The sequence below is a fragment of the Paraburkholderia sp. MM6662-R1 genome (genome assembly GCF_050436245.1).
GTDB classification, from domain to species: Bacteria; Pseudomonadota; Gammaproteobacteria; order Burkholderiales; family Burkholderiaceae; genus Paraburkholderia; species Paraburkholderia tuberum.
The window spans coordinates 576,933-600,516 of sequence record NZ_JBNDLV010000004.1; the positions used below are offsets into that span (position 1 = coordinate 576,933).

The following is a 23,584-nucleotide window of genomic DNA, read 5'->3' on the forward strand; positions in this document are numbered from 1 at the left end:
GGAAAGGTGACATTAACCCGCTGCATTCTAGCGGTATGCGCGGGCGGCCGCGAAACGGGCCGCGAAACGGGCCGCAAAACAGGCCATGAACGCAGGCCATGCAGCGCGCCGCTTAACTTGTATAGTGACGGGCACGAGGTTTGCGAACGGCAATGAAGCAAACACCCTGAAGGCGCCCTCACGATTCAGACACGATCATGGACATCGACACGCTCTCTCGCGAGAACCTCCAGCAGGCCGCGCGTCATCAGGCCAATTGGGCGATGGGCGCACTGCGGCAGTTCGCGGAGAACCGCTGTCCTGCGTTGGCGGCGAGCATCGCGTTCTATGCGGCGTTTTCGCTCGCGCCGACGCTCGTGATGGTGCTCGCGGTGGCCGGCTGGTTCTTCGGCCCGGCGGCCGCGCGCGGCGAGCTGTTCGGCCACATCAACGGCCTGATCGGCGACCAGGCCGCGGCCGGCGTGCAGACGATCGTCGAGAACGCGCATCACGCGGGCGCCAAAGGCGGCATCGCGACGATCATCTCGTTCTCGCTGCTGGCGATCGGCGCGTCGGCGACGTTCTCGTCGCTGAACAGCGCGCTCAATATAGTGTGGCCGTACAGCGGGCCGCGCACTTCCAGCTGGCTCGCGCTGGTGCGGGTGCGACTGATTTCGTTCGGGCTCGTGCTCGGCGTCGCGTTCCTGCTGATCGTGTCGCTGGTGCTCGATACGGTGATCGTCTTTATCGGCAACTGGCTGTGGGGCGACTCGCCGTATGTCGTGATCGGCAATCTGCTGCAGCTCGGCGTCGGGCTGTTCGTGCTGATCTTCGCGTTCGCCGGACTGCTCAAGTTTCTGCCCGACGCTCGGGTGCTGTGGCGCGATGCGGTGGTGGGCGGCATCGTCGCGGCCGTGTTGTTCACGGCTGGCAAGAAGCTGTTCGCGCTGTATCTCGCGCATGCGGGAATGGCCAGCGCGTTCGGCGCGGCCGGCTCGCTCGCAGTGCTGCTGATGTGGCTGTACTTCTCGGCGTTGGTGCTGCTGCTCGGCGCGGAGTTCTCGGCGGCGCGCGGCCGGCTGCACGATCCGCGTGGCGGCTGGGGCATGCAGGGCGAGTCGCCGCCGGGCAGCCGCGCGAAGCTCGCGTCGGTACTGGCGGCATCGACCGTCGCGGCAAATGCCGCGCCGTCTGCTCCCGCTGCTGTGGGTGTTGCCAGCCAAACGGCTACGCCGCTGCCCGCGGGAATCAACGCGGCGGCGCAAAGGCGCTCCGCGCATGAGACCGCGGTGGACGTTACGCGCAAGGTGCTCGACGCCGAAGCGCAAGCCACCCGTTTCGCGGCGTCCGCCCTCGTCGAAGCGCGCCGCCAGGCGACGGCCGCCGACCGCTACGTGCGACGCAACCCGTGGACCTCGGTGCTGCTCGCGGCCGCCGCGGGGCTCACGGCCGCGGCCATGGCGCGCCGTGGCGCCGACCGGCGCTGAAGCGGGCGCTTCACACCACGCTACCGTCCATACCCTTATCGATGCGCGTGTTGCGCCGTCAATCCAGTCGATTGCGCCTGGACACACAACGCGCCCCTTCTGTCCAGCCTGTCTAGTCCTTTCGTCAGCCGTCTCTTTTATGATTTCACTACAAAGACGAGTGGACGCGTACACGACTAGGTTACATTTAGCATACAAATCGATGCTCATCGTGCGTTCGTTCACCCAGTCACTATCAACAAATCAACAATAATGCACATCAGACCAATAAATGTTGCGCAAATGGAAACAATCGTTGAGAGCTTTAAATACAAGGGTTTGCATCGATTGTCAGTTTTTGGCGACACTCTTTTTTTTCCGTTTCTACCCCGCCGAGCCGCTGAGCTATTCTGCTTTCCGCAACAACGAACAATCATCTGCGTGGAGAAATGGATGAAACGAATCGCACTGTCTACCCTCTCGCTGGCGCTCCTCGGCGTCGCCGGTATCGCTCACGCGCAAAGCAGCGTGACCCTGTATGGCGTGCTGGATGAATCGGTCCAGTACGTGAACAACGCTACGCCCAACGGCGGTAGCCTCGTACAAATGTTTGGCGGCAACCTGCAAGGTAACCGTTTCGGCCTGAAGGGCACGGAAGACCTCGGCGGCGGCCTGAAGGCAATTTTCCAGTTGGAAAACGGCTTTGACATCAACAACGGCAAGCTCGGTCAAGGCGGCCTGATGTTCGGTCGTCAGGCTTACGTCGGTTTGACGGGCGACTCTTGGGGCACCTTCACAGCTGGTCGTCAATACGACCCGCTGGTCGACATGATCCAGCCGCTGACGGGCGACAACTACTTCGGCAGCACGTTCGCTACGCCGGGTGACGTCGACAACAACGACAACAGCTTCCGCGTGAACAATTCGCTGAAGTATGTGTCGCCGGTGTTTTCGGGCTTCCAGGTCGAAGGCATGTACGCTCTGGGCGGCGTCGCAGGCGCGACGGGTTCGGGTCAAACGTGGGCCGGCGCAGCAACGTACGCAACGGGTCCGTTCAGCGTCGCGGGTGGCTACCTGAGGACTGACAACGCAAGCACCAACCTTCCTGTCCGCACGGGCTGGAACAGCACGACGGTCCCCGGCGCTACGTTCGACACGGCCTTCCCGAACAACGCAGGCATCAACCAGGCTTACACCACGGCGAAGTCGATCAGCATCGCTTCGGCAGCTGCTCAGTACGTGACGGGCCCGTTGACGGCTAACCTGTCGTACAGCAACGCGCGCTACAAGCCGGACGCACAATCGGCGTTCACGTCGACGCAGATCTTCAACGTCGGCCGCGTGTACGTCGGCTACCAGATCACGCCGGCAGCCCTGCTGGGTATCGGCTACGCGTACACCCGCGGTACGGGCGACGCGAAGGCAACGTACAACCAGGTTTCGCTGGGCGGCGACTACTCGTTGTCGAAGCGCACCGACGTGTACACGGTCGCCGCATGGCAGCATGCAAGCGGCGACCAGCGTGATCCGGCTACGGGCGCACTCGTTTCGTCCACGGCTTCGATCGGTTCGTATGGCAACCAGTCGAGCACCAGCAACCAGGTCATGGTCAGCCTCGGTATCCGTCACAAGTTCTAATCGGACTTCGAATCGGACCTGCTACGCAGCCGACGGGCTGCGGAGCCAGAGACCAGAAACCAGCCAGAGGCGATGCCGATGGCTGGTTTTTTTTCGTCCTGAGGTTGTGGTGCGGGCCCGAGCGAGCCTGACCCGCGCTCCGAACCCAACGCAGCTAGCGCCGCTGCGCCTTGCCCTTGTCGGCCTGCGCGAGAATCTGCGCGGGCGACACATCGTGCTCATGCTCGACGCCATCGGCGCCGACCGGCGCGCGATATAGCACCAGCGCCCGCTCCGACTGCGGCGACGGCGCATCCAGCGACCGCTGCCAGTCCGGATCGGGAATCTCGGCGAACACCTGGCGCAGACGCTCGCCCCACGTGCGGTGAAGCATGTCGAAGTACGCGTTGTCGCGATCGATCGACACGAACCGCGTGACCCGCAGCGCATCCTTCTCGTACACGAGCAGATCGAGCGGCAAGCCCACTGACAGGTTCGAGCGCAGCGTCGAGTCCATCGAGATCAGCGCGGACTTCGCGGCCTCGTCGAGCGGTGTGGACGGCGTCAGCACCCGGTCGATGATCGGCTTGCCATACTTCGCCTCGCCGATCTGGAAATACGGATTCACGGCCGACGCCTCGATGAAATTGCCCGCCGCGTAGATCATGAAAAGGCGCATCCGGTTGCCCGCGATCTGGCCGCCGAGAATGAAGCTGCAATTGAAGTCGACACCGAACTTCTGCATCGCCTCGGCCTCGCGCTCATGCACGCGACGCACCGCGCTGCCGACCACGCGCGCGGCGTCCGCCATGGTCGGCACGCTCCACAGCGTGGGCTCGCTGGCATCGGCGGGCTCGGACAGCTCGTGCAGCACCGCTTGCGTGATCGACAGATTGCCGGCGCCGAGCAGCACCAGCATGCGTTCGCCGGGTTGCTCGAACACCGACATCTTGCGCGCGGTACTGATGTGATCGACGCCCGCATTGGTACGCGTGTCGGACAAAAATACGAGGCCGTCGTTGACGGCCATCGCTACGCAGTAAGTCATAAGGAATCCGCGGAAGGCAAAGGAACGGGGCTATTGTAATGCGGCGCACAGGCGCCTTTTATCCGTGTTTACGGCCCTTTTTTGCAGCTTTTTGGCAGCTGATTCCGAACACGTGGCAGGAATGTTAAATGCGGTCGCGCGCGTTGGCGTTGCAACGCGGCTACTGCGACATCTGCGCGCTGACCGCCACCGCCACGTGAAGCTCCTCTTCGAGTCCGCCGATGCGTCGGCCGCGCACCGGTGCCGCGGCCTCATAGTCACGGGCGACCGCGAGCCGGCAGTAGATCTCGCTGGCAAACCCGGCATGCGTGACGTCGATCGAAATCCACCCTTTGCCTTCGAGCCAAACGTCGACCCACGCGTGACTCGCGCCATGCGGCACGTCGCCGGGTTCGATATATCCGCTTACGTAGCGCGCCGGCACGCCGCGCGCGCGGCAGCACGCGAGCATCAGATGCGCATGGTCCTGGCACACGCCTTTGCCGAGCGCGAGCGCCTCGGCGGCCGTGCTCGTGACCTCGGTCACGCCGGGCCGGTACTGCACGCGCTGCACGATCTGCTCGGACAGCGTGAGCAGGCTTGCCGGGCTCGCCAGATTCGCCACCGACTCCGCCAGTTCGCGGATCGCGCCGTCGGCTTCGGTCAGACGCGTCGCGCAGGTGAAATGCTCGAGCGGAATCGGGCCGGGCGGATCACCCAGCACGCCGTCGACGAGCGGCATCGTGTCCACCTCGCCCGACACGCGCAGATGAATCTCGTCGTGCGGCTTGTTCATGACGAGCGTGTGCAGCACGTTGCCGTAGGCGTCGAGCGTCGCGTCGAGCTTGCCCGGCGCGTCGATGTTCCAACGCCGCACGGTCTGTCCGGCGCCGCTCGCGGGCGTCAGGCGCAACTGCTGGATCGAATAGTGAACCGTCGCTTCGTAGCGGTAAGAGGTGTCGTGGCGGATCGTCAGGTACATGAGAAAACTCCGTCAGGCCACTGGCAGCATCAGATAAGTACGCGCCACCAGATTGCCCAGATCGAACACGCGAGCGAGGAACTGCGTCAGATAGGCGTGCAGACCGCTTTCGAAAATCTGCCGGATGTCGGCATACAACAGCTCGGCGCGCAGCTTGCCGGCGAAGCGCTCGCACTGGTTCGAGCCCGAGGTGCGCAGCATCGCGAGATTGCTGCACACGCCGTCGAGCGAGGCGAGCAGCGAGCGCGGCATCTGCTGATTGAGGATCATCAGCTCGACGACGCGCGCGGGCGTCACGACGTCGCGATATACCCTGCGGTAGATCTCGAGCGCCGACACCGAACTCAGGATCGAGGTCCAGTAATAGAAGTCCTCGAGCTGGCGCGCCGCGTCGCGTGAATTCGGCTCGACGTTCGCGAAACGCACATCGAGAATCCGCGCGGTGTTGTCGGCGCGCTCCAGATACGTGCCTAGCTGCGTGAAGAAGAACGCGTCGTCCTGCAGCGCGGTGCCGATCGTCACGCCGCGCGACAGATGCGAGCGGAACTTGACCCACTCGAACAACGAGCCCGGATTGCTCGCGGCCTGCCCGCTCGCGAGCCGCTCGTTGAATTCGAGCCACGTGTCGTTGATGGTTTCCCACCACTCGGTCGTCAGCGTGCCGCGCACCGCGCGGGCGTTTTCACGCGCGGCCTGCAGGCACGAATGAATGCTCGACGAATTACTTGCGTCGGCGATCATGAAGTCGAGCATGTGCTCGCGCGTCGGTTCGTCGTAGCGCTGCGCGAAGGCGCTTTCGAGCTCGGAGATGCGCAGCACCGAGCGCTGCGCGCGAGCCTCCTGTTCGGCCGTCTGCGGCAGCAGTTGCGCCTTCAGGTTGATGTCGAGCATGCGGGCGGTGTTCTCCGCACGCTCCATATAGCGGGCCATCCAGAAGAGGTGATCGGCGGTTCGGCTAAGCATGACGACGTTCCATGTCTGTGATCTGAACGCGCGAGGCCTTCGTCAGCGACGAAGGTCCGCGCTGGTTATCCGTTGAGCGCCAGCGCGCATCAGGTTGCGAGTGTCGCGCCCTGCTCTGCTCTGTTGCGAGCGAGGCGAAAAGCGCGGCGGCAACCGCGTCAGTCGACCATCCAGGTGTCCTTGGTCCCGCCTCCCTGCGATGAATTGACGACGAGCGAGCCCTCCTGCAACGCGACCCGCGTGAGGCCGCCCGCCACCATCGTGGTGGTCTTGCCCGACAGCACGAACGGCCGCAGGTCGATATGGCGCGGCGCGATGCCCGATTCGACGAAAGTCGGACACGCGGACAGCGCCAGCGTGGGCTGTGCGATATAACCGGCCGGACGCGCGATCAGCCGCTCGCGGAAGGCCTCGACTTCGGCCTTCGTCGAGGCGGGGCCGACCAGCATCCCGTAGCCGCCCGCGCCGTGCACTTCCTTGACCACCAGCTCCGGCAGATGCGCGAGCGTATAGGCGAGATCCTCGGGCTTACGGCACTGATAGGTCGGTACGTTGTTCAGAATCGGCTTTTCGCCAAGATAAAACGCGATCATGTCGGGCACGTACGGGTAGATCGATTTGTCGTCGGCGATGCCGGTGCCCATCGCGTTCGCGAGCGCGACGCGGCCGGCGCGATAGGCGGTGAGCAGACCCGGTACGCCGAGCGCGGAGTCGGGGCGAAACGCAAGCGGATCGAGAAAATCGTCGTCGACGCGCCGGTAGATCACGTCGACGCGCTTCGGTCCTTGCGTGGTGCGCATGAACACGTAGTTGTCGTCGACGAACAGATCCTTGCCTTCGACGAGCTCGACGCCCATCTGCTGCGCGAGGAACGTATGCTCGAAATACGCGGAGTTGTACATGCCCGGCGTCAGCACGACGACGACCGGATCGTCGACGCCCGCGGGCGCGACCGAGCGCAGCGTATCGAGCAGCAGGTCGGGATAATGCGCGACCGGCGCGATGCGGTTCTGCACGAACAGTTCAGGGAAGAGCCGCATCATCATCTTGCGGTTTTCGAGCATGTACGACACGCCCGACGGCACACGCAGATTGTCTTCGAGTACGTAGAATTCGCCTTCATCGCCGGCGCGCACCACGTCGACGCCCGCGATATGCGCGTAAACACCGAGCGGCACGTCGACGCCCTGCATCTCGGGGCGATACTGTGCGTTGGTATAGACCTGGTCGGCCGGCACGATGCCCGCGTGCACGATGTTGCGATCGTGATAGACGTCGTGGATAAACAGGTTGAGAGCCTGCACGCGCTGTCGCAAACCCGCTTCGAGCGTCTGCCATTCGCCGCGCGGGATGATGCGCGGAATCAGATCGAAGGGAATCAGCCGCTCGGTGCCTGACAGGTCGCCGTTTACTGCGAACGTGATGCCGACGCGCCGGAACAGCAGGTCCGCTTCCGCGCGCTTGCGTGCGATCGCTTCATCGCCCTGACTGTCCAACCATCGCTCAAAGCGCGCGTAATGCGGCCGTACGCCATCGGCGTGATGGCGCATCTCGTCATAGCATCGCATGTCAGCCCCAGTCTTGTTGTCAAATAGAAGGCGAATGCGCTGCGCATTCGGTATTCGACCTTCGATCAAGCAAGCGTTATGCCATTGAATGTGTCTGGATAGAGCGCATTGACGTGCCCGCTAACGGGGCATCCGCAGGGCGTCGGATTGCCTTGATCGTACTGTCGTGGATCATGATGCGCCAGTCAGGTGCGTATGCGCCATCAGGGAGCACACTATGAGAGGCGCGCTTGCCGTTTCGCCAATGGACTCGACGCGCACTACGAAGCGAGCGCATAAAAAAAGTCCCCGTGAATCTTCATCCACGGGGACTTCGATCACCTGCATGCAGGCGCTTTTTCACGCACTCAAACGTCAGGCATGGTTAAACACAACAGCGCCATGCCGACGCCTGAGTCGTGCGAGCAACGCGTTCAGGCTGCCGCTGCGTCCTTCAGCTTCTTCAGCGCGCGTGTCTTGATGCGCACGCTGGCCGGCTTGGCCGGGAACCAGCGCTCTTCACCCGTGAACGGGTCCTTGCCGAAGCGCTTCTTCTTCGCCGGCACAGCCTGCACGACGATCTTCAGCAGACCCGACAGCGTGAATTCGCCAGCGCCCTTCTTGTGCACCGTGCCGAGGATCGTGTCTTCGAGCGCGGCCAGCACGGCCTTGGCGGTCTTCGGTTCCACTGCAGCGCGTTCAGCGATGTGAGCTGCCAACGAGGCCTTCGTGAAGGTGTCCTTGATCGGCGACGGTGCGCCAGACGCCTTCACGGCGACCTTCTTGGCTGCGACGGCTTTCTTCGCAGGAACTTTCTTTGCAGCAACCTTCTTGGTCGGTACCGGGGCAGCAGCCTTCTTGGCCACCTTTTTTGCGGAAGTCGGCATGTTTCTCCTACCTGTTGTGGTCAGTGAATTGCTCGAAGCGCACACCGTATGTGCACGCTTCAACGCCGGATTCTACAAGCGCTAAAGCGATTTGCGCGACTCTTTTATGTATTGCGACGAAGTTTTTTGCGCGGCGCCGACGGTGCAACACGTTTTAGTCCCTGTTTTAGCGCCTAAAACGTGCGTGGCGAGCTCTTTGACATGCAGGAGTAACGCTCGTTACAGTTCGTTTCGGCCGTGGTTTCGAGGCGGTTGCGTCGGGGCGAGCCGGTGTTTTCGTCCCTTGAAACAGGGCATTTTCTTCGTTTGACGGGTCAAGCAACGCCCCCCAACGTTTCGACGATGCCTACGCCTCGCTTGCGGCGAGCTCCGTTTCAGCGTGCGATGCGCTGCAGGATGTCGGCGAGCGTCGTCAGCGCCGTGTCGATATGTTCGGCCGCGATGCTGCCATAGCCGAAGATCAACCCAGGCTGCGGTGTCACGCGATGGTGAAATGGCGCGAGTCCATAGAGGCCGATCGACGCTTCACGCGCGGCGGCAACGAGCACCTCTTCGCCGAGCGACGCCAACGGCCCCCTGAGCCGCGCCGCCAGATGGATGCCGGCGGTCGGCACGATCGGCTCGAACCAGCGTGCGAGACCGCCTTGCAGATGCTCGAGCAGCATCGCGCGGCGGGCCGCGTAAGCCTTGTGCATACGCCGCAGATGGCGCGCGAAGTCGCCATTGAGCATGAACGACGCGAGCGCCGTTTGCGTCAGCGTGCAGCCGTGACAATCGGCGATCTGCCGCGCCTTTAGCAGCGGGCCGTGCAACGACGCGGGCGGCACCAGGTAGCCGATCCGCAGCTCGGGGAAGATCGTCTTCGAAAACGTGCCGACGTAGGCGACGAGGCCAGCGCGATCGAGGCTCTTCAGCGGCTCCATCGGCCGGCCTTCGAAACGGTACTCGCAGTCGTAGTCGTCCTCGATGATGACCGCGCCGCGCTTTTGCGCCCATTCGAGCAGTTCGACGCGACGCTCGAGGCTCATCGGCATACCGAGCGGAAACTGATGCGAAGGCGTCACGTAGACGAGCCGTGCCTTGTCCGGCAGCTTGCCGACGATCAGGCCTTCGCGATCGACCGGTACCGGCACCACGCGCGCGCCGGTCACCTTGAAGCATGCATGCGCGGGCGGGTAGCCGGGGTCTTCGATGGCCGCGATTTCACCGGGCCGCAGCGTGATGCGCGCCATCAGATCGAGCGCGTGCTGCGCGCCCTGCGTGACGATCACGTCTTCCCAGTTGCTTGACACCGCACGGTTGAAAGCGAGGTAGCGCGAGATCGCGAGCCGCAGCTGCTGCTCCCCTGCGGCGTCGCGATAGGTGCCGGGGCTGCGCGCCTGGCCGCGTAGCGCATGATTCACGCAGCGGCGCCAGACGTCGAAGGGAAACAGCGTCTTGTCGGTCGCGCCGCCGATGAAGTCGAGCGGCGACGGCACGGACGGCCGCGGCAACGGCAGACTGTCGGGCAACTGCTCCCACAGCGGCTGCGCGCGCGCGGCGGCCTTCGCTTGCGCGGCGGCCCGCGCGCGCGAACGAGCCGCCGCGCGCGCGTGGGCGGAACGCTCGGCCGGCAACCGTTCGAGTCCGTCGGCGACGAAGGTGCCCGAACCGGCGCGGGCGCTCAGATAACCTTCTGACAGCAGCCGCTCGAATACGTCGAGCGTGGTCTTGCGCGACACACCGAGCTGCGTCGCGAGATCGCGCGTGGACGGCAGACGCGTGCCGCCGGCAAGGCGCCCTTCGAGAATGCCCGCGCGCAACTGCCGATAAATCTGTCCGGACAGGTCGTGATGGCCTTCGACCGCGATGTGAATGTCCATTCGGGTGGTTACCTCAAATAGCGGCGAAATGGTTATTCGACCGACCAATGGCGAACGTAAGCTTACCGCCACGGACGCCCGACGCGCGAACGCGCGGCGCTCGAATGGACGGAGGCGGTGACGCTGGTCGCGCAAACGCGCGTGCGGATACGGTATGGGACGCGGTGAAGCCGCATTTCAGCGAGCAGGAAATCAGCGACCTGACGCTGCTGATCGTTGCGATCAACGGCTGCAACCGCATTGCGGTCTCGTTCAGGAAGATGCCGGAGTAAGCGGCGGCGCGTCTTCGCGGAGCTTCAGAAGATCACGGAAACCGCCACCGCGAGCCAGATCGCGGTCACGCCCGCGAGAAACAGATGCCGCGCGATACGCACGCGTGAGTCGCTGTTCTCCGGCTCGACGGGACTCGTCGCCATCCATGGCACGAGGCCCAGGCACGCGAAGCCGGCCAGCGCGAGCACAAAGACCGCGACGTCGGCCTTGTGCCAGGCAGTCGGCTCATACATACCCCAGTAGCCGAGAAACACGATGCCGATCGAGAACACGGTCGCGGAAGCGGCGCTGAGCGCGGGCACCGATCCAGTTGGAGCCGGCATGCTTGACCTCCGATCGTCAGGTTGCGGCGGCGCTCGCGTGCGTCGCGCCATCCGCCCGATCCGCGTTCGCGTCGGCCGCGGCGAGCCGTCAGGAAGTGCGGGTCTGGCGAGCTTCGTACGTCTTCAGATGACTATAGGCGATGCGCAGCAGCGACACGCCGTGTTCGCCCTTTTGCGCGTCGCCGCCGCGCGAGATCAGGTCGCCGAGGATATGATCCGCCTCGGTGTGCGAGCGGTTTTCGACGTCGCGCAGCATCGACGCGGTCAGCGGCGACGGCGTCAGCAGCACCTGGGTGGCGCGTACCTCGAAGTCCGCGGCCATCGTGAAGCCGTTGTGCTCGGCCGCCGCGCGGCATTCGCCGAGCAGATTCTCAATCACGCGCTTGCCGTCCGGCGCAGCCAGGATATCGCCGACCGAACCGCGCATCAAGCACGTACTCGCGGCCAATGTGGCGAGGAACACCCATTTTTCCCACATGCGCAGCAGGATGTTGTCGCTGATTGCGACGTCGAAGTTCGCGCCGGACATTGCATCGGCAATCGCCTCGGTGCGCTCCGAGGTGCCGCCCACGAGTTCGCCGAACGTGATCGCGTGCATGTCGTTCAGATGCACGATGTGCTGCTCGGCATCGAGCGTCGCGGCGATCACGCACTGACCGCCGAGCACGCGCTCCTTGCCGAAGCTCGCGGTCAGCACGTCGATATGGCGCATGCCGTTGAGCATCGGTAGGATCAGCGTGTCTTCGCCGACGAACGGCGTGAACGAATCGATCGCGTCGTCGAGACTGTAGGCCTTGCAGCTCAGCAGCACGAGGTCGAACGGCTCGGCGGCGACACCGGCCAGTATCGTCTTCACGTCGGGCAACTGGAGATTGCCGCGCGGGCTGTTGATGACGAGGCCGTCGCTCCGTAGCTTTTCCGCGCGACCGGCGCGTACGAGGAAGGTCACGTCCTGCCCCGCCGCGGCCAGACGTCCGCCGAAATAACCACCTACCGCGCCCGCTCCTACTACCAGAATTCGCATCTTGAGCCTCTTGAAAGATTTCGATTTGCCGATCATGCGCGTCGCTGGCGGACGCATCTTCAGGGTGCCGCATATTCGGTGCTTGTGCAGGAATGTAGCAAAGATTGGGGGATCGGTTCAGCGTCACGCGCCTCGCTGCCTTCACTGCGCCGCCACCGTTTCCCCCTGCTCCCACCCGCCCCCCAGCGACCGGTACAGCGCGATCGCCGAAAGCGCGTGCTCGCGACGGGCCTGGTTGAGCGACTCCGAGTCGCGCAGATACGCTTCCTGCGCGTCGAGCACATCGAGGAAGCTCGACGCACCGCCCTTATACAGCTCGGTCGACAAACGCAGCGCGTGATTCGACGCATCGAGCGCACCGGCCAGGCGCTGCACCTGCACCGCGCCGCTGACGAGATCGCTGCGATTGTCCTCGACTTCCTTCAGCGCCTGCAACATCGTCTGTTGCAAGCCGAGCTGCGATTCGCGCATGCGGCTCTCGCTCGCGTCGATGTTCGCGGTGATGCGCCCGGCGTTGAAGATCGGGCTCGTCGCATTCAACGCAGCGCTGAACAGGTTGTCGGTCAGCGTCGGCAAGCCAAGGTACGACGATGCGAGCAGCCCATTCGTCAGGTTGATCTTGAACTGCGGATAGCGCTGCGCCTTCGATACCCCCACTTCCGCCGCACGCTGTTCGACGAGCGCATAGGCGGTGCGCACGTCGGGTCGATGCAGCAACGCGTCGGACGGCAACACCTGCGGCGCGCTTTGCGCAGGCACCGGAATCTCGCGCGCGTTGGAAAGCAGCAGCGTATCGAGGCTTTCCGGCGTTCGCCCCGAATACACGGCGATCAGACTCAGTTGATGCTGCACCGCCGATTGCATACGCGGAATCTGCGCCTGCAAGTCCTGCAACTGATTCTGCGCGCGGGCGACGTCGAGCTGCGTCGACAGGCCGTAATGCAGACGCTCCTGCGTGAGCTTCAGCGCGCGGCTGCGAATCTGCTCGTTGTCGTCGAGGATCTGCAATTGCGCCTGCGCCCAGCGTAGATCGATATACGCAGCCGCCGTGTTCGCGGCGAGCGCGAGCCGTAACTGGTTCAGCGCCGCAACGCTACCCGACACCTGCGCCTGCGAGGCGAGCACCGCGAGACGTTCGCCGCCGAACACGTCCGGCGTCCAGCTCGCGGCGAGGCCGAAGCCGGCCTGGCGCACATAGCCGAGCGGCGGCGGCGTGTTCTGCCGCTCGGTCGATGCGCCCGCGTTCGCATTCAGCTCCGGCAGCAGCGCCGCGCGATTCTGCGTCACCAGGTCCTGCGACTGCTTCACGCGTTCGACCGCGGCCTGCACGTCGAGGTTGCCGGTCAACACCGATTCGATCAGCTGATGCATCACCGGGTCGCCGAATTGCGCCCACCAGGCATCGGTGTTCACGCTGTCTTGCGGCGCGTCGACGCTCCACGCGGCCGGCGCGAGCGTCTGCACCGTATGCGGCAAATCCGCGTGCGTCGCGGGTTGCACCGCGCAGGCCGCGAGCGTCAGGAACGCCGCGCTCGCCAGTAACTTCATCACGATTCGTTTCATGTTGGTCTCCTAATGGGCATCGGGCGGGGGCGCGCTGTTGCCGAACGGGCGCGAAAACAGCACGCTCAGCAAGCCGACCACGAAGCACAGCGCAACCGCCAAAAAGGCGTCCGAGAATGCGAGCACCAGCGCTTCGCGCATCAATGCCGCGTGCAATTCGGCGAGCCCCGCACTCGCGGCGTTCAAGACATCACCACCAACGGCCGACAGATACTCGGCCTGCTTCTGCAAGATCGATTCGACGACCGGACGGCCCGCATTCAGATGTTCGTCGAGCCGTTCGTAGTGCAGGTTCAGACGGTCGTTCAACATCGTGCTGCTGACCGCGATGCCGATCGCACCGCCGAGATTGCGCATCAGATTGAACAGCCCGCTCGCGGAGCGCAGCCGCGACGGCGGCAACGCACCCAGCGCCATCGTCACGATCGGCGGAATACAGAATTGCTGGCCAATTCCGCGCAACGCTTGCGGAATCAGCAACTGCTGCCAGCCCCATTGGTTCGTCAGCGGCACGTACAGATAGCAGCCGATGCCAAACAGCGCGAGTCCGAACACCATCAGCATGCGCATATCGACGAAGCGCGCGAGCGTCGAATAGGCGGCCAGCGCGAGCAACTGAAAACAGCCAACGGACAGCAACGCGAGACCAATCTGCAACGAATCGAAGCCGCGCACGCGCGCAAGAAACACCGGCGTCAGAAACACGGTGCAGAAGATGCCGATCCCGGTAATGAACGACAGCAGACTGCCGATACCGAAATTGCGCAACGCCAGGGCGCGCAGATCGACGATCGGTTCCTTCGCGGTGAACGCATGCACGAGGAACAGAAACCCGCAGATGGCCGCGACCCACGCGCACAGCACGATCACGTCGTCGCCAAACCAGTTTTTGCGCGGTCCCTCTTCGAGCACGTATTCGAGGCAACCGAGAAAACCCGACATCAGCAAGATGCCGAAGTAGTCGCCCTTTTTCAGCAAGGACAGATCGACCTTGTCGATATGCACGTACTTCGGCACCAACAGCGTCACGGCGACGCCCGGTACCAGGTTCAGATAGAACAGCCAGTGCCACGACCATTGCGACGTGATCCAGCCGCCGATCACCGGGCCGATCGTCGGCGCAAGCGACGCAAGCGCGCCGATCGTCGTCGACGCGATCAAACGCTGCTTGCCGGGAAACAGCACGAACGCGGTCGTGAACACGGTCGGGATCATTGCGGCACCGAGCGCGCCTTGCAGACCGCGAAACAGGATCATCGAGTTGATGTCCCACGCGAGACCGCACAGCATGCTGGTGACCGTGAAGCCGAACGCGGAGAAGGTGAAGACCCAGCGCGTCGAGAACACGCGCGTGAGCCACCCCGACATCGGAATCACGATGATCTCCGCGATCAGATACGAGGTCTGTACCCAGGAGAGTTCATCCTGACTGGCGGACAGTCCGCCGCCGATATCGCGCAGCGACGATGCGACGATCTGGATATCGAGCGTCGCCATGAAAAAACCGAGGCACATCAGCGCGAATGCGAAGACCTTGGTGCGGGTCGGCTGGTCGGCGGGGTTGTCAAAAGCGTGAGTCATGATCGGTTCATCCCTGCGCGGCCGGATGGCCCGCATCGAGGTGCACTTTCACGGTCGCGGACAGGCCCGGACGCAGCACGCCCTGCATGTCCTTCGGCACGTCGAGGCGCACGCGCACCGGCACGCGCTGCACGATCTTCGTGAAGTTGCCGGTCGCGTTTTCCGCGGGCAAGACGCTGAAGGTCGCACCGGTCGCCGGTGCAAGACTGTCGACCACGCCGTGCAGCGTTGTGCTCGAGGCATCGAGTTCGACGTCGACGCTGTCGCCCGAATGCATTTTGCGCAGCTGATCTTCCTTGAAGTTCGCGTCGATCCATAAACCGCTCGCCGGCACAACGGTCAGCAGCGACACGCCCGCGTTGGCGAGCAGCCCAACGCGAGCGGTGCGATTGCCGACATAGCCATCGATCGGCGAGCGGATCGTCGTGTACTCGACGTTCAACGCGGCGACGCGCTGCGCGGCCTGCGCGGTCGTGATGCGCGCTTTCGCGTCGCCGATCTGAGCGTCGAGCACCGCGATCTGGCGTTGCGCCGCGAGCAGCGCCGCGCTGCTGCGATCGACCGCGGCGCGCGCTTTGGTCAGATCGGCGTCGGCCTTCTCGACGACCTGGTTCGACACCGCGTCGTCTTTCACGAGCTCGCGGTAGCGCGTCTGGTCGGCGGCGCTGCGTGTGAGCTCGGCGCCCGACGCGCGGACCTCGGCGGCCTGCTCGTTGATCGCCGCGAGTTGCAGTGATTTCTTCGCTTCGAGTTCGGTGACGGCGGCCTGCGCGCTCTCCACTTCAGCGCTGGCCTGGGCGAGGCGCGCGTCGTAGTCGCGGGCATCGAGACGCACGAGCACCTGGTTGGCGTGCACGAACTCGTTGTCGTGCACGAGCACGTCGGTGACGAAGCCGTTGACCTTCGGCGCCATCACCGTGACGTCGCCGCCGACGTACGCATCGTCGGTGCTCTCGACGAAGCGGCCGACGAAGAACCAGTACGAAGTGGCAAGCGCCAACACGAAAAGAACGGAGAGGATCGCGAGCAGCATCCACGGGATACGCCGCGCCTGTCTGACGGGTTGTACCGCGCTTGGCGGCGCGACGGTCGAAGGAGTTGTGGACATGGTGTCGATATGTGCGTATGCACTCTTCAGATTGAAAAAAACGGCGCAGTGCGCCGGCCTCCGCTATCTTCAGCGTTTATGTCAAAGCGTATCCCGGGTGATCGCAAACAACTCGGTGCGCAGTGCAGCCGCGCGCTCCTCGCCGAAGCGGTGCTCGAACTCGGCCTGTGCGGCATACCAATGAGCGCGGCCTGCGTCTTGCCGCTCTTCGCCCGCGGCGGTCAGCGAGATCACCAGCGCGCGTGCATCCGCGCCCATCGCCTCGCTCGACACCAGCCCGTCGCGTCGCAGCGGTTGAATCGTACGGACCAGCGTGGTGCGCTGCATGCGCATGGCCTCGGCAATCTGCTTCATCGTCATCGGACCGGTGCGCTTCAGGCGCCCCAGCAGCGAAAACTGCGTGATGGTCAGCCCGACATTCGACAGGTGCCGGTCGTAGATCTGCGATATATGACGCGCGGCCTGGCGGATCGCAAAGCAGTCGTCGTCGAAAAGCGCTTCCATTCGCTGCACTTCCTTTGCTCGTTAGTGCATATGCACATTAAGAGGCGTCATAAAACCCGCCGAAGCGGGTTCCTAGGCGCGATCTAACCGGTGATGCTGAACAGCTCGGTACGCAGCGTCTTTGCGCGGGCGCGGCCGAACTTCTTTTCGAATTCGTCCTGCGCGGCGCGCCATGCGACGGAGGCCTGATCGAACGTCGTCTCGCCTTTTTCCGTCAGGCTGAACAGCAACGTGCGCTTGTCGTGGTCCGCCGCCTCGGCCAGCACGAGGCCGTCGCGCTGCAGGGGCTTCATCGCGCGGACCAGCGTGGTGCGCTCCATCACCATCGCGTCCGCGAGCTCTGCCATAGGCAGGTTCGGTGTGCGCGCGAGCTTCGCGAGGATCGTGAACTGCGCAGCGGTCAGCCCGACGCTGCCGAGATGGCGCTCGTACATCTGCGTGACGTGCCGCGCCGCCTGGCGCAGCGCGAAGCAGTTGCATTCGTCGTAGGAGAGAGGACGGTTCATGGAGCGAAGTTTATGTGTGCATATGCACTGTGTCAAGTTTTTCGAATGGCAACGGGCGAATGCCTCACCCGTTGCGCTACGGCCGCCTTCATCTTGCGACTTGCCACCTGTAATTGTTATGTTATAACATGACCAAAAATTGGCGCTCCAGCCTTGCCGTTTTTCGCACCGGCCCACTGCGACGCCCAACAAAATCCGTCCGACCTATGAGCGGACAGTCCATGCTCAACGACCACTTATGACCGTCATCGCCATTACCGTTCTCATCGAAAAGTAGGCCTGATCGACGGGCCTGCCATCGCGCGTCGTCAACCTCCAGTTCGCCTGTCCTTCCCCTGCCGGCCAGGGGCGAGGTGGGTGAGCTTTTGCCGAACGCTTCTGTTTATCAACGCATCGTCCTTAGCGCGAGCAACAACAATGAAAAACCGCACACTGACCGCACAGGCGGCGATCGTGTTCTGTACCGCCATCTCGAACGCATGGGGTGCGCCAGGCAACGCCATGTTGACGGGCACGGTCTCCGATCCCGCGGGCCATCCCGTCGCTCACGCGAAAGTGGAGGTACAGGACGCGAGCGGCGCCTCCATCGGCACGTCGAACACGGACACGTCGGGCCACTTCTCCATCGACGGCGTGGCGCCCGGCACCTATGCGGTCGTCGTCACCGCGGCCGGTTTTGCAAGCGGCAGCAGCATCGCGACCGCCCAGTCCGGCGCCCCGGCGAGCGTCAGCGTACAACTGCAAAAGAGCGATACACTCGACGTGCAGGTCAACGCACAACGTCTGAACGCTGCCCGCAACGGCTTACTGCCCGAAACGGGCAGCAGCGTCTATCGCTTCACGCAGGCGGACATCGACACGATGCCGGCGGGCGCGAACACGCCGCTCAATCAGGTGCTGCTGCAAGCGCCCGGCGTCGCCAACGACTCGTACGGCCAGTTGCACGTGCGCGGCGAGCACGCCAATTTGCAATACCGGATCAACGGCATCATCATTCCGGAGCCGATCAGCGGCTTCGGCCAGTCGCTCGACACGCGCATCATCGATCAAATGAACCTGCTCACTGGCGCCCTGCCCGCGCAGTACGGCTACCGCACAGCCGGTATCGTCGACATCCGCACCAAATCGGGCGACATGGGCAGCGGCGGCTCGATCGACGTATTCGGCGGCAGCCATCAGACCGTCAAAACGAGCGCCGACGTGTTCGGCAGCGAGGGACCGTTCAGCTACTACCTGAGCGGCTCGCTCGGCATGAACAATCTCGGCATCGAGAATCCGACGGCGAGCGCCAGTGCGATTCACGATCACACGCGCCAGGGCAATGCATTCGGCTATCTGTCGTATCTGCTCAATCCGCTCACTCGTGTGAGTCTGTTGTTCGGCGCGACCAGCAACCAGTTCGAGATTCCGAACACGCCGGGGCTCACGCCGAACTTCGCGCTCAACGGCCACAGCACGTTCGATTCGTCGCAACTGAACGAAACGCAATCGGAGCTGAACAATTTCGCGGCGCTCGCGTTTCAAGGCACCAACGGCGGCGCGCTCGATTACCAGGTCGCCTTCTTTACGCGCTATACGCGCACGAAGTTCAACCCCGATCCGATCGGCGACCTGATGTTCAACGGGGTAGCATCGGAGGACTTCCATAGCAACACAGCCAACGGCGTGCAGGTCGATACGACCTGGCGCATCAACGACAGTCACACGGTTCGCGCGGGCGTCTTCTTCCAGCAGGAACACGCGATATTCGACAATAACGTGTCTGTGTTCCCCGCCGACGCGGACGGCAACCAGCTCTCCGACGTGCCCTTCAACATCCAGGACAGCAGCAGCAAGACCGGCTATCTGTACAGCCTGTACGCGCAGGACGAATGGAAGCTGACCGACCGGCTCACGCTGAACTATGGCTTGCGCTACGACCGCATGGACGAGTACACGACCGCGAGCCAGTTGAGCCCGCGCGTCGGCCTCGTCTACACGCTCACGTCGTCGACGACGCTGCACGCCGGCTACGCGCGCTACTTCACGCCGCCGCCGTTCGAACTCGTGTCCGGCTCGACGATATCGAAGTTCGACGGCACGACGAATCAGAGTTCGGTAACACAGAACGATCCCGTACAGCCGGAACGCAGCCACTATTTCGATCTCGGCATCACGCAGAAACTCGGCCCTGCCGTCACGCTCGGACTCGACGCGTACTACAAGAAATCGACCGACCTGCTCGACGAAGGACAGTTCGGCTCCGCGCTGATCTACACGCCGTTCAACTACCAGTACGGCAGAACGTATGGCGTCGAATTCACCGCCAACTACAAACAGGACAATCTCTCCGCGTATCTGAACCTCGCGTATAGCCGCGCGCAAGGCAAGAACATCAACTCCGCGCAGTTCAATTTCGGTGCGGACGAACTGGCGTACATCTCGAACAACTGGGTGTACCTCGATCACGACCAGCGCGTGACCGCATCGTTCGGCGCGGCATACGACTTCCACCAAACCACCTTCACGTTCGACGGAATCGTCGGCTCCGGCCTGCGCAGCGGCTTTGCGAACACCGATCGCCTGCCCGTCTATGCGCAGTTCAACCTCGGCGTAATCCAGCACTTCAACGAGCCGATGATCGGCAAGTTCGACGCGCGTCTGGTGGTGATCAACGCATTCAACCGCGTGTACGAGTTGCGTGACGGCTCGGGCATCGGCGTCGGCGCGCCGCAGTACGGTCCGCATTTCGCGGTTTATGCGGGCGTGACCAAGTACTTCTGATCGACGGCAGGGAGAATCATCATGCAGGAATGGACAGGCTTTATCGCGGCGATGCGCACCGGCGGATGGATCATGTATCCGCTCAGCGTGCTCGGCGTGCTCGCATTGACCATCATCATCGAGCGGGCGTATGTGTTTGCCCGCTTCGCAAGAGCACCGGCGCGTGTTTTGCAACCCACGTCGTCAGCCGATGACAACCGTCTCGACCGCCTCGCCCCGCACCACGCGTTTCGGCGCATGGCCGCGCCGTGGCTGTCGGAATCAGACTCGCCGCTGTGGCTGCGCGAGGCGTCGGCGCAATCGATCGCGTCGCAGATCGAGCGCGACATGGGCCGCGGTCTGTGGCTACTGGAGACGATCGTCACGGCGGCGCCGCTGCTCGGCTTGCTCGGCACGATCGTCGGGATGATGAAGTCATTCCAGCTGTTCGGCGGCAATGGACTCGTCGATCCGGGCGGCGTCACGGGCGGGGTGGCGCAGTCGCTGGTGGCGACCGCGATCGGACTGATCGTCGCGGTCTTCGCACTGTTCGCGTTCAACTATTTTTCACGGCGGCTCGAGCGTCTGATGGATGAACTCGAACTGTTCGCCAACGCGCGACTCAGCGCGCTGCGCCTGCAACAAGAGGCGCGAGGCGAGCGCTGATGAAACTCAAACGCTCGCGCGCCTCGCGGCGCGGCCGCATCGAAATCATTCCGATGATCGACGTGATGTTCTTTCTGCTCGCGACCTTCATGCTCGCCTCACTGGCGATGCAACGTCTCGACGCGGTGCGGATCAATCTGCCTTCGGGACGCGCGCAGCCGATCAGCACGAGCGAGCCGCTGACGATATCGGTGAACGGCAACAACGAGGTCTCGATCAATCGCCACGTCGTTCGCGCGGATCAGATCGAGCCTGAAGTGAAGCGCCTGCTGCGCGCGGACGGCAACGTCGTCATCGCGGCCGACGATCACGCGGGTCACGGCGCGGTCGTGCAGGCCATGCTCGCGGCGCGACGCGCGGGCGCCGAACACTTTCTGATCGCCGTGCATCGTGATTAAAGCTTGCCGCGAGCTGTCCGAGGGGCACGTTGTGGGAACGCTGCGTACCGCCGTCGCCTGTCTGATCTCGCTGGGTATCTGGCTTCTGGTGCTGGCGGCGCTCTCGTCCGGGTTGCTGAAGTCGAGTCAGCCAGCCCCACCGCCTGCTCCACTGGATATGCGCGTGGTCGTGCTCGACGAGCCTGCGCCGCCTGAATCCCGTCCGTCGCAAACTCCGGTTGCGGTTCCAGCGGAACAGGCGCCACGGCACGCGCAGACGCAATCGCGTACCTCAGCGCATCGCGCGGTGCCGCCTGTGCCAACCAGGCCGCAGACGCTGACGACGCCCGCTGCCGCAGCGCCGTCGGCACCGGTTGCTACTCAGGCACAACGCCCGTCGCAAGATGATCAGCCGGAACAAACGGCCGCCGCGGGATCGCAGCAATCATCCGCACAGCGCGACGCCGCTCCAGCCGCCTCGGCAAGCTCCAACACCGCGGCCCGCTCCATCTCGCAACCGCTACCGACGCTGCCCGACGACTTGCGCGAGCAGGCCTATCAGACGATCGCGACAGCCCGCTTCACGATCCACGCCGACGGCTCGGTGGATGTCGAGCTCATTCACGCGACGCCGAACCCCCGTCTCAATCAGCTGCTGCTCGACTCGTTGCGGCGCTGGCGCTTTTTTCCCGCGCTGCGCGATGGCCGGCCCGTCGAAAGCACGCAAAACATCCGCGTGCATTTCAACGTCAGTTGAACAGCGCCTACTGGCTTGAGCAGGTGAAATTCGCCGCGACGTTCACGTCTACAGTGAGCCTCGTTGTGTACATCGCAACCAACGTCGGCCCAGGAGGCCGCCAATGTGCCTGGCGGCACGTTTGAAGAAGCATTACTGCCCGACCTTCTCCGATTCGACGACCAGGTCGAGCACATAAGCGACCGACGGCCCATCGGCAGGCGGGTTCCTGACTGTGAAACGCTTCACGCGCAAGACGTTGCGGATGCCCGGCGTGTGCGTATAGCCTTCGATATCCTGATTCAACGGGTGCCACGGACCAGGCGTGCCGGTCGCCAGGCCCTGCTCGTCGAAGAAGCGATCGCGCACGAGCAGACATTGCGCGTTCGGCATCAACGGATGGTTGCACGGCACGGACTGTGCCGCCACTTCAAGGAACGCAATTTGACCGGGGCCGCCGTAGCGCGTCTCGGCCGTGGGCACACCGGTAAAGCTCAGCGTGTCGCCGCTATCGGTGACCAGTTGCAGGCTCGGCGCGTTGTCCCGCGCGAGCAGGGTCACGTTGACGCTGCCGCGTACACGCTGCGAGATCGCATCGTCGAGTGCGGCAAGCGCGGCATCGTGGCAGGCCATCATCGTGCTGACCATCGGGCCGATCTGCAAATACCCTTTCCTGACGGTGTAGCCTGCTCCCATGCTGTTGCAGCTATTGACGACGGTGATCCGGTACGGACTGAAGTCGAGCTGCACTGGCCTGTCTGGGCGGACGAACAGGGCATCGATGTGCGTGCCATTGCGATCGATCGCGTTGTTCAGTTGCCAGTGGTATCGGGTCAACAGATCGGTGCCGGTCGGCGACGCCGGGTTGGCGGCGGCCGTGGTTGCCGATGGCGCCGGCGCTGTCACTTCCGGTGCCTGTGCGCAGGCGGCGAGAACGAGCGGCAGCAATAGCATGCAGTATTTCACGTCGGCACCTCGCTGAGTTCAGTGGTCGTTCCGGGCGGTTGCTCGCGTCGTCGGGCCAAGGGACGCGAGAATCAGGTCGCATGCATGAAAGCCGGAAGTGCCAGTGAAGGGTACCACCCGGCCGCATCAGGCCGGGTTTGCGCACCTGCTTGGTTCAGGCCGCGAGCATCGACTCGACGACCGACAGCATAACGCAGGTGGAAGGCGTAAAAACGTCGCTCGATGCTGATCGGATTCCTCGTTACGCGGCCGAACTGCGGCCAGTGCAGCAGGTTACGCCTGGGAAATGTCACGGCCGACGGAAGGACGGGCGTGACGCCGCTTCAGCCGAGGGCGCAACATCAGATAGAAGGCGGCAACATGCGTGATCGCCAGCGTCGGCACATAGATGATCGGAATCGCGTACAAGGCGCCCAGCTCGCCTGCATGCGCGGGCAGATCGGCTGCGGTTGCGTGGTAGTAGTCGATGATCAGGTCGGCCATACCAACCAGATTGAAAGCGACGACGAACGACCAGAAAAGCGGACGTATCCGGGCCGTCAGCAACGCCAGCATCGCCAGCACCCCCGTGGCGAAATCCCCATAGGCGGCGAACACGGCGAAGCTCGCGGACAGTTGCGGACTGACGACACCAGGCAACAGAAAGGCGAGCCCGAAGAAGCGGAAGCTGTGCAACGTGGCGATTGCGCGTTGCGCGTCGAACGGAGCCATCGACTTGAGCTTCGGCCACACGTAGGTGCCGAAGCACAGCAGCCAGGCGAGATAGCCCAAAACGAGGTGCAACTGGAACAGAAGCCGCGATGACATGGTGCCTCCTTGTCGAGTGTTGGACGCGCAGGTGTTAGGTGTACCATCGTCTCGCGCGGGTGACTATTCCTCACAATG

21 protein-coding genes and 1 pseudogene are annotated in these 23,584 nt (G+C 63.6%); 7 read left to right on the forward strand and 15 right to left on the reverse strand.

Annotated elements, in window-relative coordinates; all coding sequences use genetic code 11:
- The first annotated feature begins 197 nt into the window (after positions 1-197).
- Both OKW39_RS32445 and OKW39_RS32450 read left to right on the forward strand, forming a co-directional pair.
- Positions 198-1,466 (forward strand): YihY/virulence factor BrkB family protein, encoded by a 1,269-nt coding sequence (locus OKW39_RS32445; protein WP_090807133.1) that lies wholly within the window; start codon positions 198-200, stop codon positions 1,464-1,466.
- Between the two features lie 432 nt (positions 1,467-1,898).
- Positions 1,899-3,083 carry a porin gene (locus OKW39_RS32450; protein ID WP_429564508.1) on the forward strand — a complete coding sequence of 395 codons (1,185 nt, stop codon included), beginning with the start codon at positions 1,899-1,901 and terminating at the stop codon, positions 3,081-3,083.
- 154 nt (positions 3,084-3,237) lie between these two features.
- Here the strand turns inward: OKW39_RS32450 and OKW39_RS32455 are convergent, their stop codons facing one another.
- The 6 genes from OKW39_RS32455 to OKW39_RS32480 form a co-directional block, all read right to left on the reverse strand.
- Complete coding sequence (locus OKW39_RS32455) at positions 3,238-4,110, reverse strand: peptidase (RefSeq protein WP_429333518.1); 873 nt, start codon at positions 4,108-4,110, stop codon at positions 3,238-3,240.
- 160 nt (positions 4,111-4,270) lie between these two features.
- A complete protein-coding gene (locus tag OKW39_RS32460) occupies positions 4,271-5,071 on the reverse strand; it encodes a transglutaminase family protein (RefSeq protein WP_429333517.1) in 801 nt (266 codons plus the stop codon).
- Positions 5,072-5,083: 12 nt separating this feature from the next.
- The gene (locus OKW39_RS32465) at positions 5,084-6,034 is read right to left on the reverse strand and encodes an alpha-E domain-containing protein (protein WP_090807140.1); all 951 of its coding nucleotides are present in this window, start codon (positions 6,032-6,034) and stop codon (positions 5,084-5,086) included.
- Between the two features lie 158 nt (positions 6,035-6,192).
- A complete protein-coding gene (locus tag OKW39_RS32470; RefSeq protein ID WP_090807142.1) occupies positions 6,193-7,602 on the reverse strand; it encodes a circularly permuted type 2 ATP-grasp protein in 1,410 nt (469 codons plus the stop codon).
- A gap of 413 nt (positions 7,603-8,015) precedes the next feature.
- On the reverse strand, positions 8,016-8,468 hold the full coding sequence (locus OKW39_RS32475) for an HU family DNA-binding protein (RefSeq protein ID WP_090807144.1): 453 nt from the start codon (positions 8,466-8,468) through the stop codon (positions 8,016-8,018).
- A gap of 374 nt (positions 8,469-8,842) precedes the next feature.
- Positions 8,843-10,330, reverse strand: coding sequence for a PLP-dependent aminotransferase family protein (locus OKW39_RS32480; RefSeq protein WP_429564509.1), 1,488 nt, complete (start codon positions 10,328-10,330; stop codon positions 8,843-8,845).
- 84 nt (positions 10,331-10,414) lie between these two features.
- Between OKW39_RS32480 and OKW39_RS32485 the strand changes: the two are divergent.
- Positions 10,415-10,602 (forward strand): annotated as a pseudogene (locus OKW39_RS32485) (carboxymuconolactone decarboxylase family protein); the annotation flags it as partial.
- 24 nt (positions 10,603-10,626) lie between these two features.
- Here OKW39_RS32485 and OKW39_RS32490 read toward each other — a convergent pair.
- The 7 genes from OKW39_RS32490 to OKW39_RS32520 all read right to left on the reverse strand — a co-directional run bounded on the left by OKW39_RS32490 (position 10,627) and on the right by OKW39_RS32520 (position 17,212).
- Positions 10,627-10,926 carry a hypothetical protein gene (locus OKW39_RS32490; protein ID WP_090807148.1) on the reverse strand — a complete coding sequence of 100 codons (300 nt, stop codon included), beginning with the start codon at positions 10,924-10,926 and terminating at the stop codon, positions 10,627-10,629.
- 88 nt (positions 10,927-11,014) lie between these two features.
- Positions 11,015-11,950, reverse strand: a complete 936-nt coding sequence (gene panE / locus OKW39_RS32495) for a 2-dehydropantoate 2-reductase (protein WP_429564510.1) — start codon at positions 11,948-11,950, stop codon at positions 11,015-11,017.
- Positions 11,951-12,091: 141 nt separating this feature from the next.
- Positions 12,092-13,513 (reverse strand): efflux transporter outer membrane subunit, encoded by a 1,422-nt coding sequence (locus tag OKW39_RS32500; RefSeq protein WP_429564511.1) that lies wholly within the window; start codon positions 13,511-13,513, stop codon positions 12,092-12,094.
- 9 nt (positions 13,514-13,522) lie between these two features.
- Positions 13,523-15,094: a DHA2 family efflux MFS transporter permease subunit gene (locus tag OKW39_RS32505; protein WP_429333513.1), complete on the reverse strand. Its 1,572-nt coding sequence runs from the start codon at positions 15,092-15,094 to the stop codon at positions 13,523-13,525.
- A gap of 7 nt (positions 15,095-15,101) precedes the next feature.
- On the reverse strand, positions 15,102-16,202 hold the full coding sequence (locus tag OKW39_RS32510; RefSeq protein WP_429564512.1) for an HlyD family secretion protein: 1,101 nt from the start codon (positions 16,200-16,202) through the stop codon (positions 15,102-15,104).
- Between the two features lie 81 nt (positions 16,203-16,283).
- Positions 16,284-16,706 carry a MarR family winged helix-turn-helix transcriptional regulator gene (locus OKW39_RS32515; RefSeq protein WP_429333511.1) on the reverse strand — a complete coding sequence of 141 codons (423 nt, stop codon included), beginning with the start codon at positions 16,704-16,706 and terminating at the stop codon, positions 16,284-16,286.
- 83 nt (positions 16,707-16,789) lie between these two features.
- The gene (locus OKW39_RS32520; RefSeq protein WP_429564513.1) at positions 16,790-17,212 is read right to left on the reverse strand and encodes a MarR family winged helix-turn-helix transcriptional regulator; all 423 of its coding nucleotides are present in this window, start codon (positions 17,210-17,212) and stop codon (positions 16,790-16,792) included.
- A gap of 417 nt (positions 17,213-17,629) precedes the next feature.
- Between OKW39_RS32520 and OKW39_RS32525 the strand changes: the two genes are divergently transcribed.
- Genes OKW39_RS32525 through OKW39_RS32540 form a run of 4 tightly spaced genes read left to right on the forward strand, consistent with a single transcriptional unit; the run spans position 17,630 to position 21,754 of the window.
- Entirely contained in the window at positions 17,630-19,975 is a 2,346-nt protein-coding gene (locus OKW39_RS32525; RefSeq protein ID WP_429564514.1) for a TonB-dependent receptor, read from the forward strand.
- Positions 19,976-19,996: 21 nt separating this feature from the next.
- A complete protein-coding gene (locus OKW39_RS32530; protein WP_429564515.1) occupies positions 19,997-20,620 on the forward strand; it encodes a MotA/TolQ/ExbB proton channel family protein in 624 nt (207 codons plus the stop codon).
- A complete protein-coding gene (locus OKW39_RS32535) occupies positions 20,620-21,018 on the forward strand; it encodes an ExbD/TolR family protein (RefSeq protein ID WP_090807161.1) in 399 nt (132 codons plus the stop codon). Before OKW39_RS32530 ends, OKW39_RS32535 begins: the two co-directional genes overlap by 1 nt.
- Before the next feature lie 31 nt (positions 21,019-21,049).
- Positions 21,050-21,754 carry an energy transducer TonB gene (locus OKW39_RS32540; RefSeq protein ID WP_429564516.1) on the forward strand — a complete coding sequence of 235 codons (705 nt, stop codon included), beginning with the start codon at positions 21,050-21,052 and terminating at the stop codon, positions 21,752-21,754.
- Positions 21,755-21,886: 132 nt separating this feature from the next.
- Here the strand turns inward: OKW39_RS32540 and OKW39_RS32545 are convergent, their stop codons facing one another.
- Together OKW39_RS32545 and OKW39_RS32550 are read right to left on the reverse strand one after the other, a co-directional pair.
- Complete coding sequence (locus OKW39_RS32545; RefSeq protein WP_429333508.1) at positions 21,887-22,699, reverse strand: DUF4377 domain-containing protein; 813 nt, start codon at positions 22,697-22,699, stop codon at positions 21,887-21,889.
- A gap of 273 nt (positions 22,700-22,972) precedes the next feature.
- Positions 22,973-23,506, reverse strand: a complete 534-nt coding sequence (locus OKW39_RS32550; RefSeq protein WP_090807165.1) for a hypothetical protein — start codon at positions 23,504-23,506, stop codon at positions 22,973-22,975.
- Positions 23,507-23,584 lie beyond the last annotated feature (78 nt).

What these genes read in the sequence shown, in the direction of transcription:
- OKW39_RS32525 (WP_429564514.1), top strand. Translation starts at nt 17,630, where the DNA reads ATGAAAAACCGCACACTGACCGCACAGGCGGCGATCGTGTTCTGTACC.
- OKW39_RS32520 (WP_429564513.1), bottom strand. Translation starts at nt 17,212, where the DNA reads ATGAACCGTCCTCTCTCCTACGACGAATGCAACTGCTTCGCGCTGCGC.
- panE (WP_429564510.1), bottom strand. Translation starts at nt 11,950, where the DNA reads ATGCGAATTCTGGTAGTAGGAGCGGGCGCGGTAGGTGGTTATTTCGGC.
- OKW39_RS32505 (WP_429333513.1), bottom strand. Translation starts at nt 15,094, where the DNA reads ATGACTCACGCTTTTGACAACCCCGCCGACCAGCCGACCCGCACCAAG.
- OKW39_RS32490 (WP_090807148.1), bottom strand. Translation starts at nt 10,926, where the DNA reads ATGCCGGCTCCAACTGGATCGGTGCCCGCGCTCAGCGCCGCTTCCGCG.
- OKW39_RS32510 (WP_429564512.1), bottom strand. Translation starts at nt 16,202, where the DNA reads ATGTCCACAACTCCTTCGACCGTCGCGCCGCCAAGCGCGGTACAACCC.
- OKW39_RS32550 (WP_090807165.1), bottom strand. Translation starts at nt 23,506, where the DNA reads ATGTCATCGCGGCTTCTGTTCCAGTTGCACCTCGTTTTGGGCTATCTC.
- OKW39_RS32515 (WP_429333511.1), bottom strand. Translation starts at nt 16,706, where the DNA reads ATGGAAGCGCTTTTCGACGACGACTGCTTTGCGATCCGCCAGGCCGCG.
- OKW39_RS32500 (WP_429564511.1), bottom strand. Translation starts at nt 13,513, where the DNA reads ATGAAACGAATCGTGATGAAGTTACTGGCGAGCGCGGCGTTCCTGACG.
- OKW39_RS32475 (WP_090807144.1), bottom strand. Translation starts at nt 8,468, where the DNA reads ATGCCGACTTCCGCAAAAAAGGTGGCCAAGAAGGCTGCTGCCCCGGTA.
- OKW39_RS32450 (WP_429564508.1), top strand. Translation starts at nt 1,899, where the DNA reads ATGAAACGAATCGCACTGTCTACCCTCTCGCTGGCGCTCCTCGGCGTC.
- OKW39_RS32535 (WP_090807161.1), top strand. Translation starts at nt 20,620, where the DNA reads ATGAAACTCAAACGCTCGCGCGCCTCGCGGCGCGGCCGCATCGAAATC.
- OKW39_RS32465 (WP_090807140.1), bottom strand. Translation starts at nt 6,034, where the DNA reads ATGCTTAGCCGAACCGCCGATCACCTCTTCTGGATGGCCCGCTATATG.
- OKW39_RS32530 (WP_429564515.1), top strand. Translation starts at nt 19,997, where the DNA reads ATGCAGGAATGGACAGGCTTTATCGCGGCGATGCGCACCGGCGGATGG.
- OKW39_RS32480 (WP_429564509.1), bottom strand. Translation starts at nt 10,330, where the DNA reads ATGGACATTCACATCGCGGTCGAAGGCCATCACGACCTGTCCGGACAG.
- OKW39_RS32455 (WP_429333518.1), bottom strand. Translation starts at nt 4,110, where the DNA reads ATGACTTACTGCGTAGCGATGGCCGTCAACGACGGCCTCGTATTTTTG.
- OKW39_RS32445 (WP_090807133.1), top strand. Translation starts at nt 198, where the DNA reads ATGGACATCGACACGCTCTCTCGCGAGAACCTCCAGCAGGCCGCGCGT.
- OKW39_RS32460 (WP_429333517.1), bottom strand. Translation starts at nt 5,071, where the DNA reads ATGTACCTGACGATCCGCCACGACACCTCTTACCGCTACGAAGCGACG.
- OKW39_RS32470 (WP_090807142.1), bottom strand. Translation starts at nt 7,602, where the DNA reads ATGCGATGCTATGACGAGATGCGCCATCACGCCGATGGCGTACGGCCG.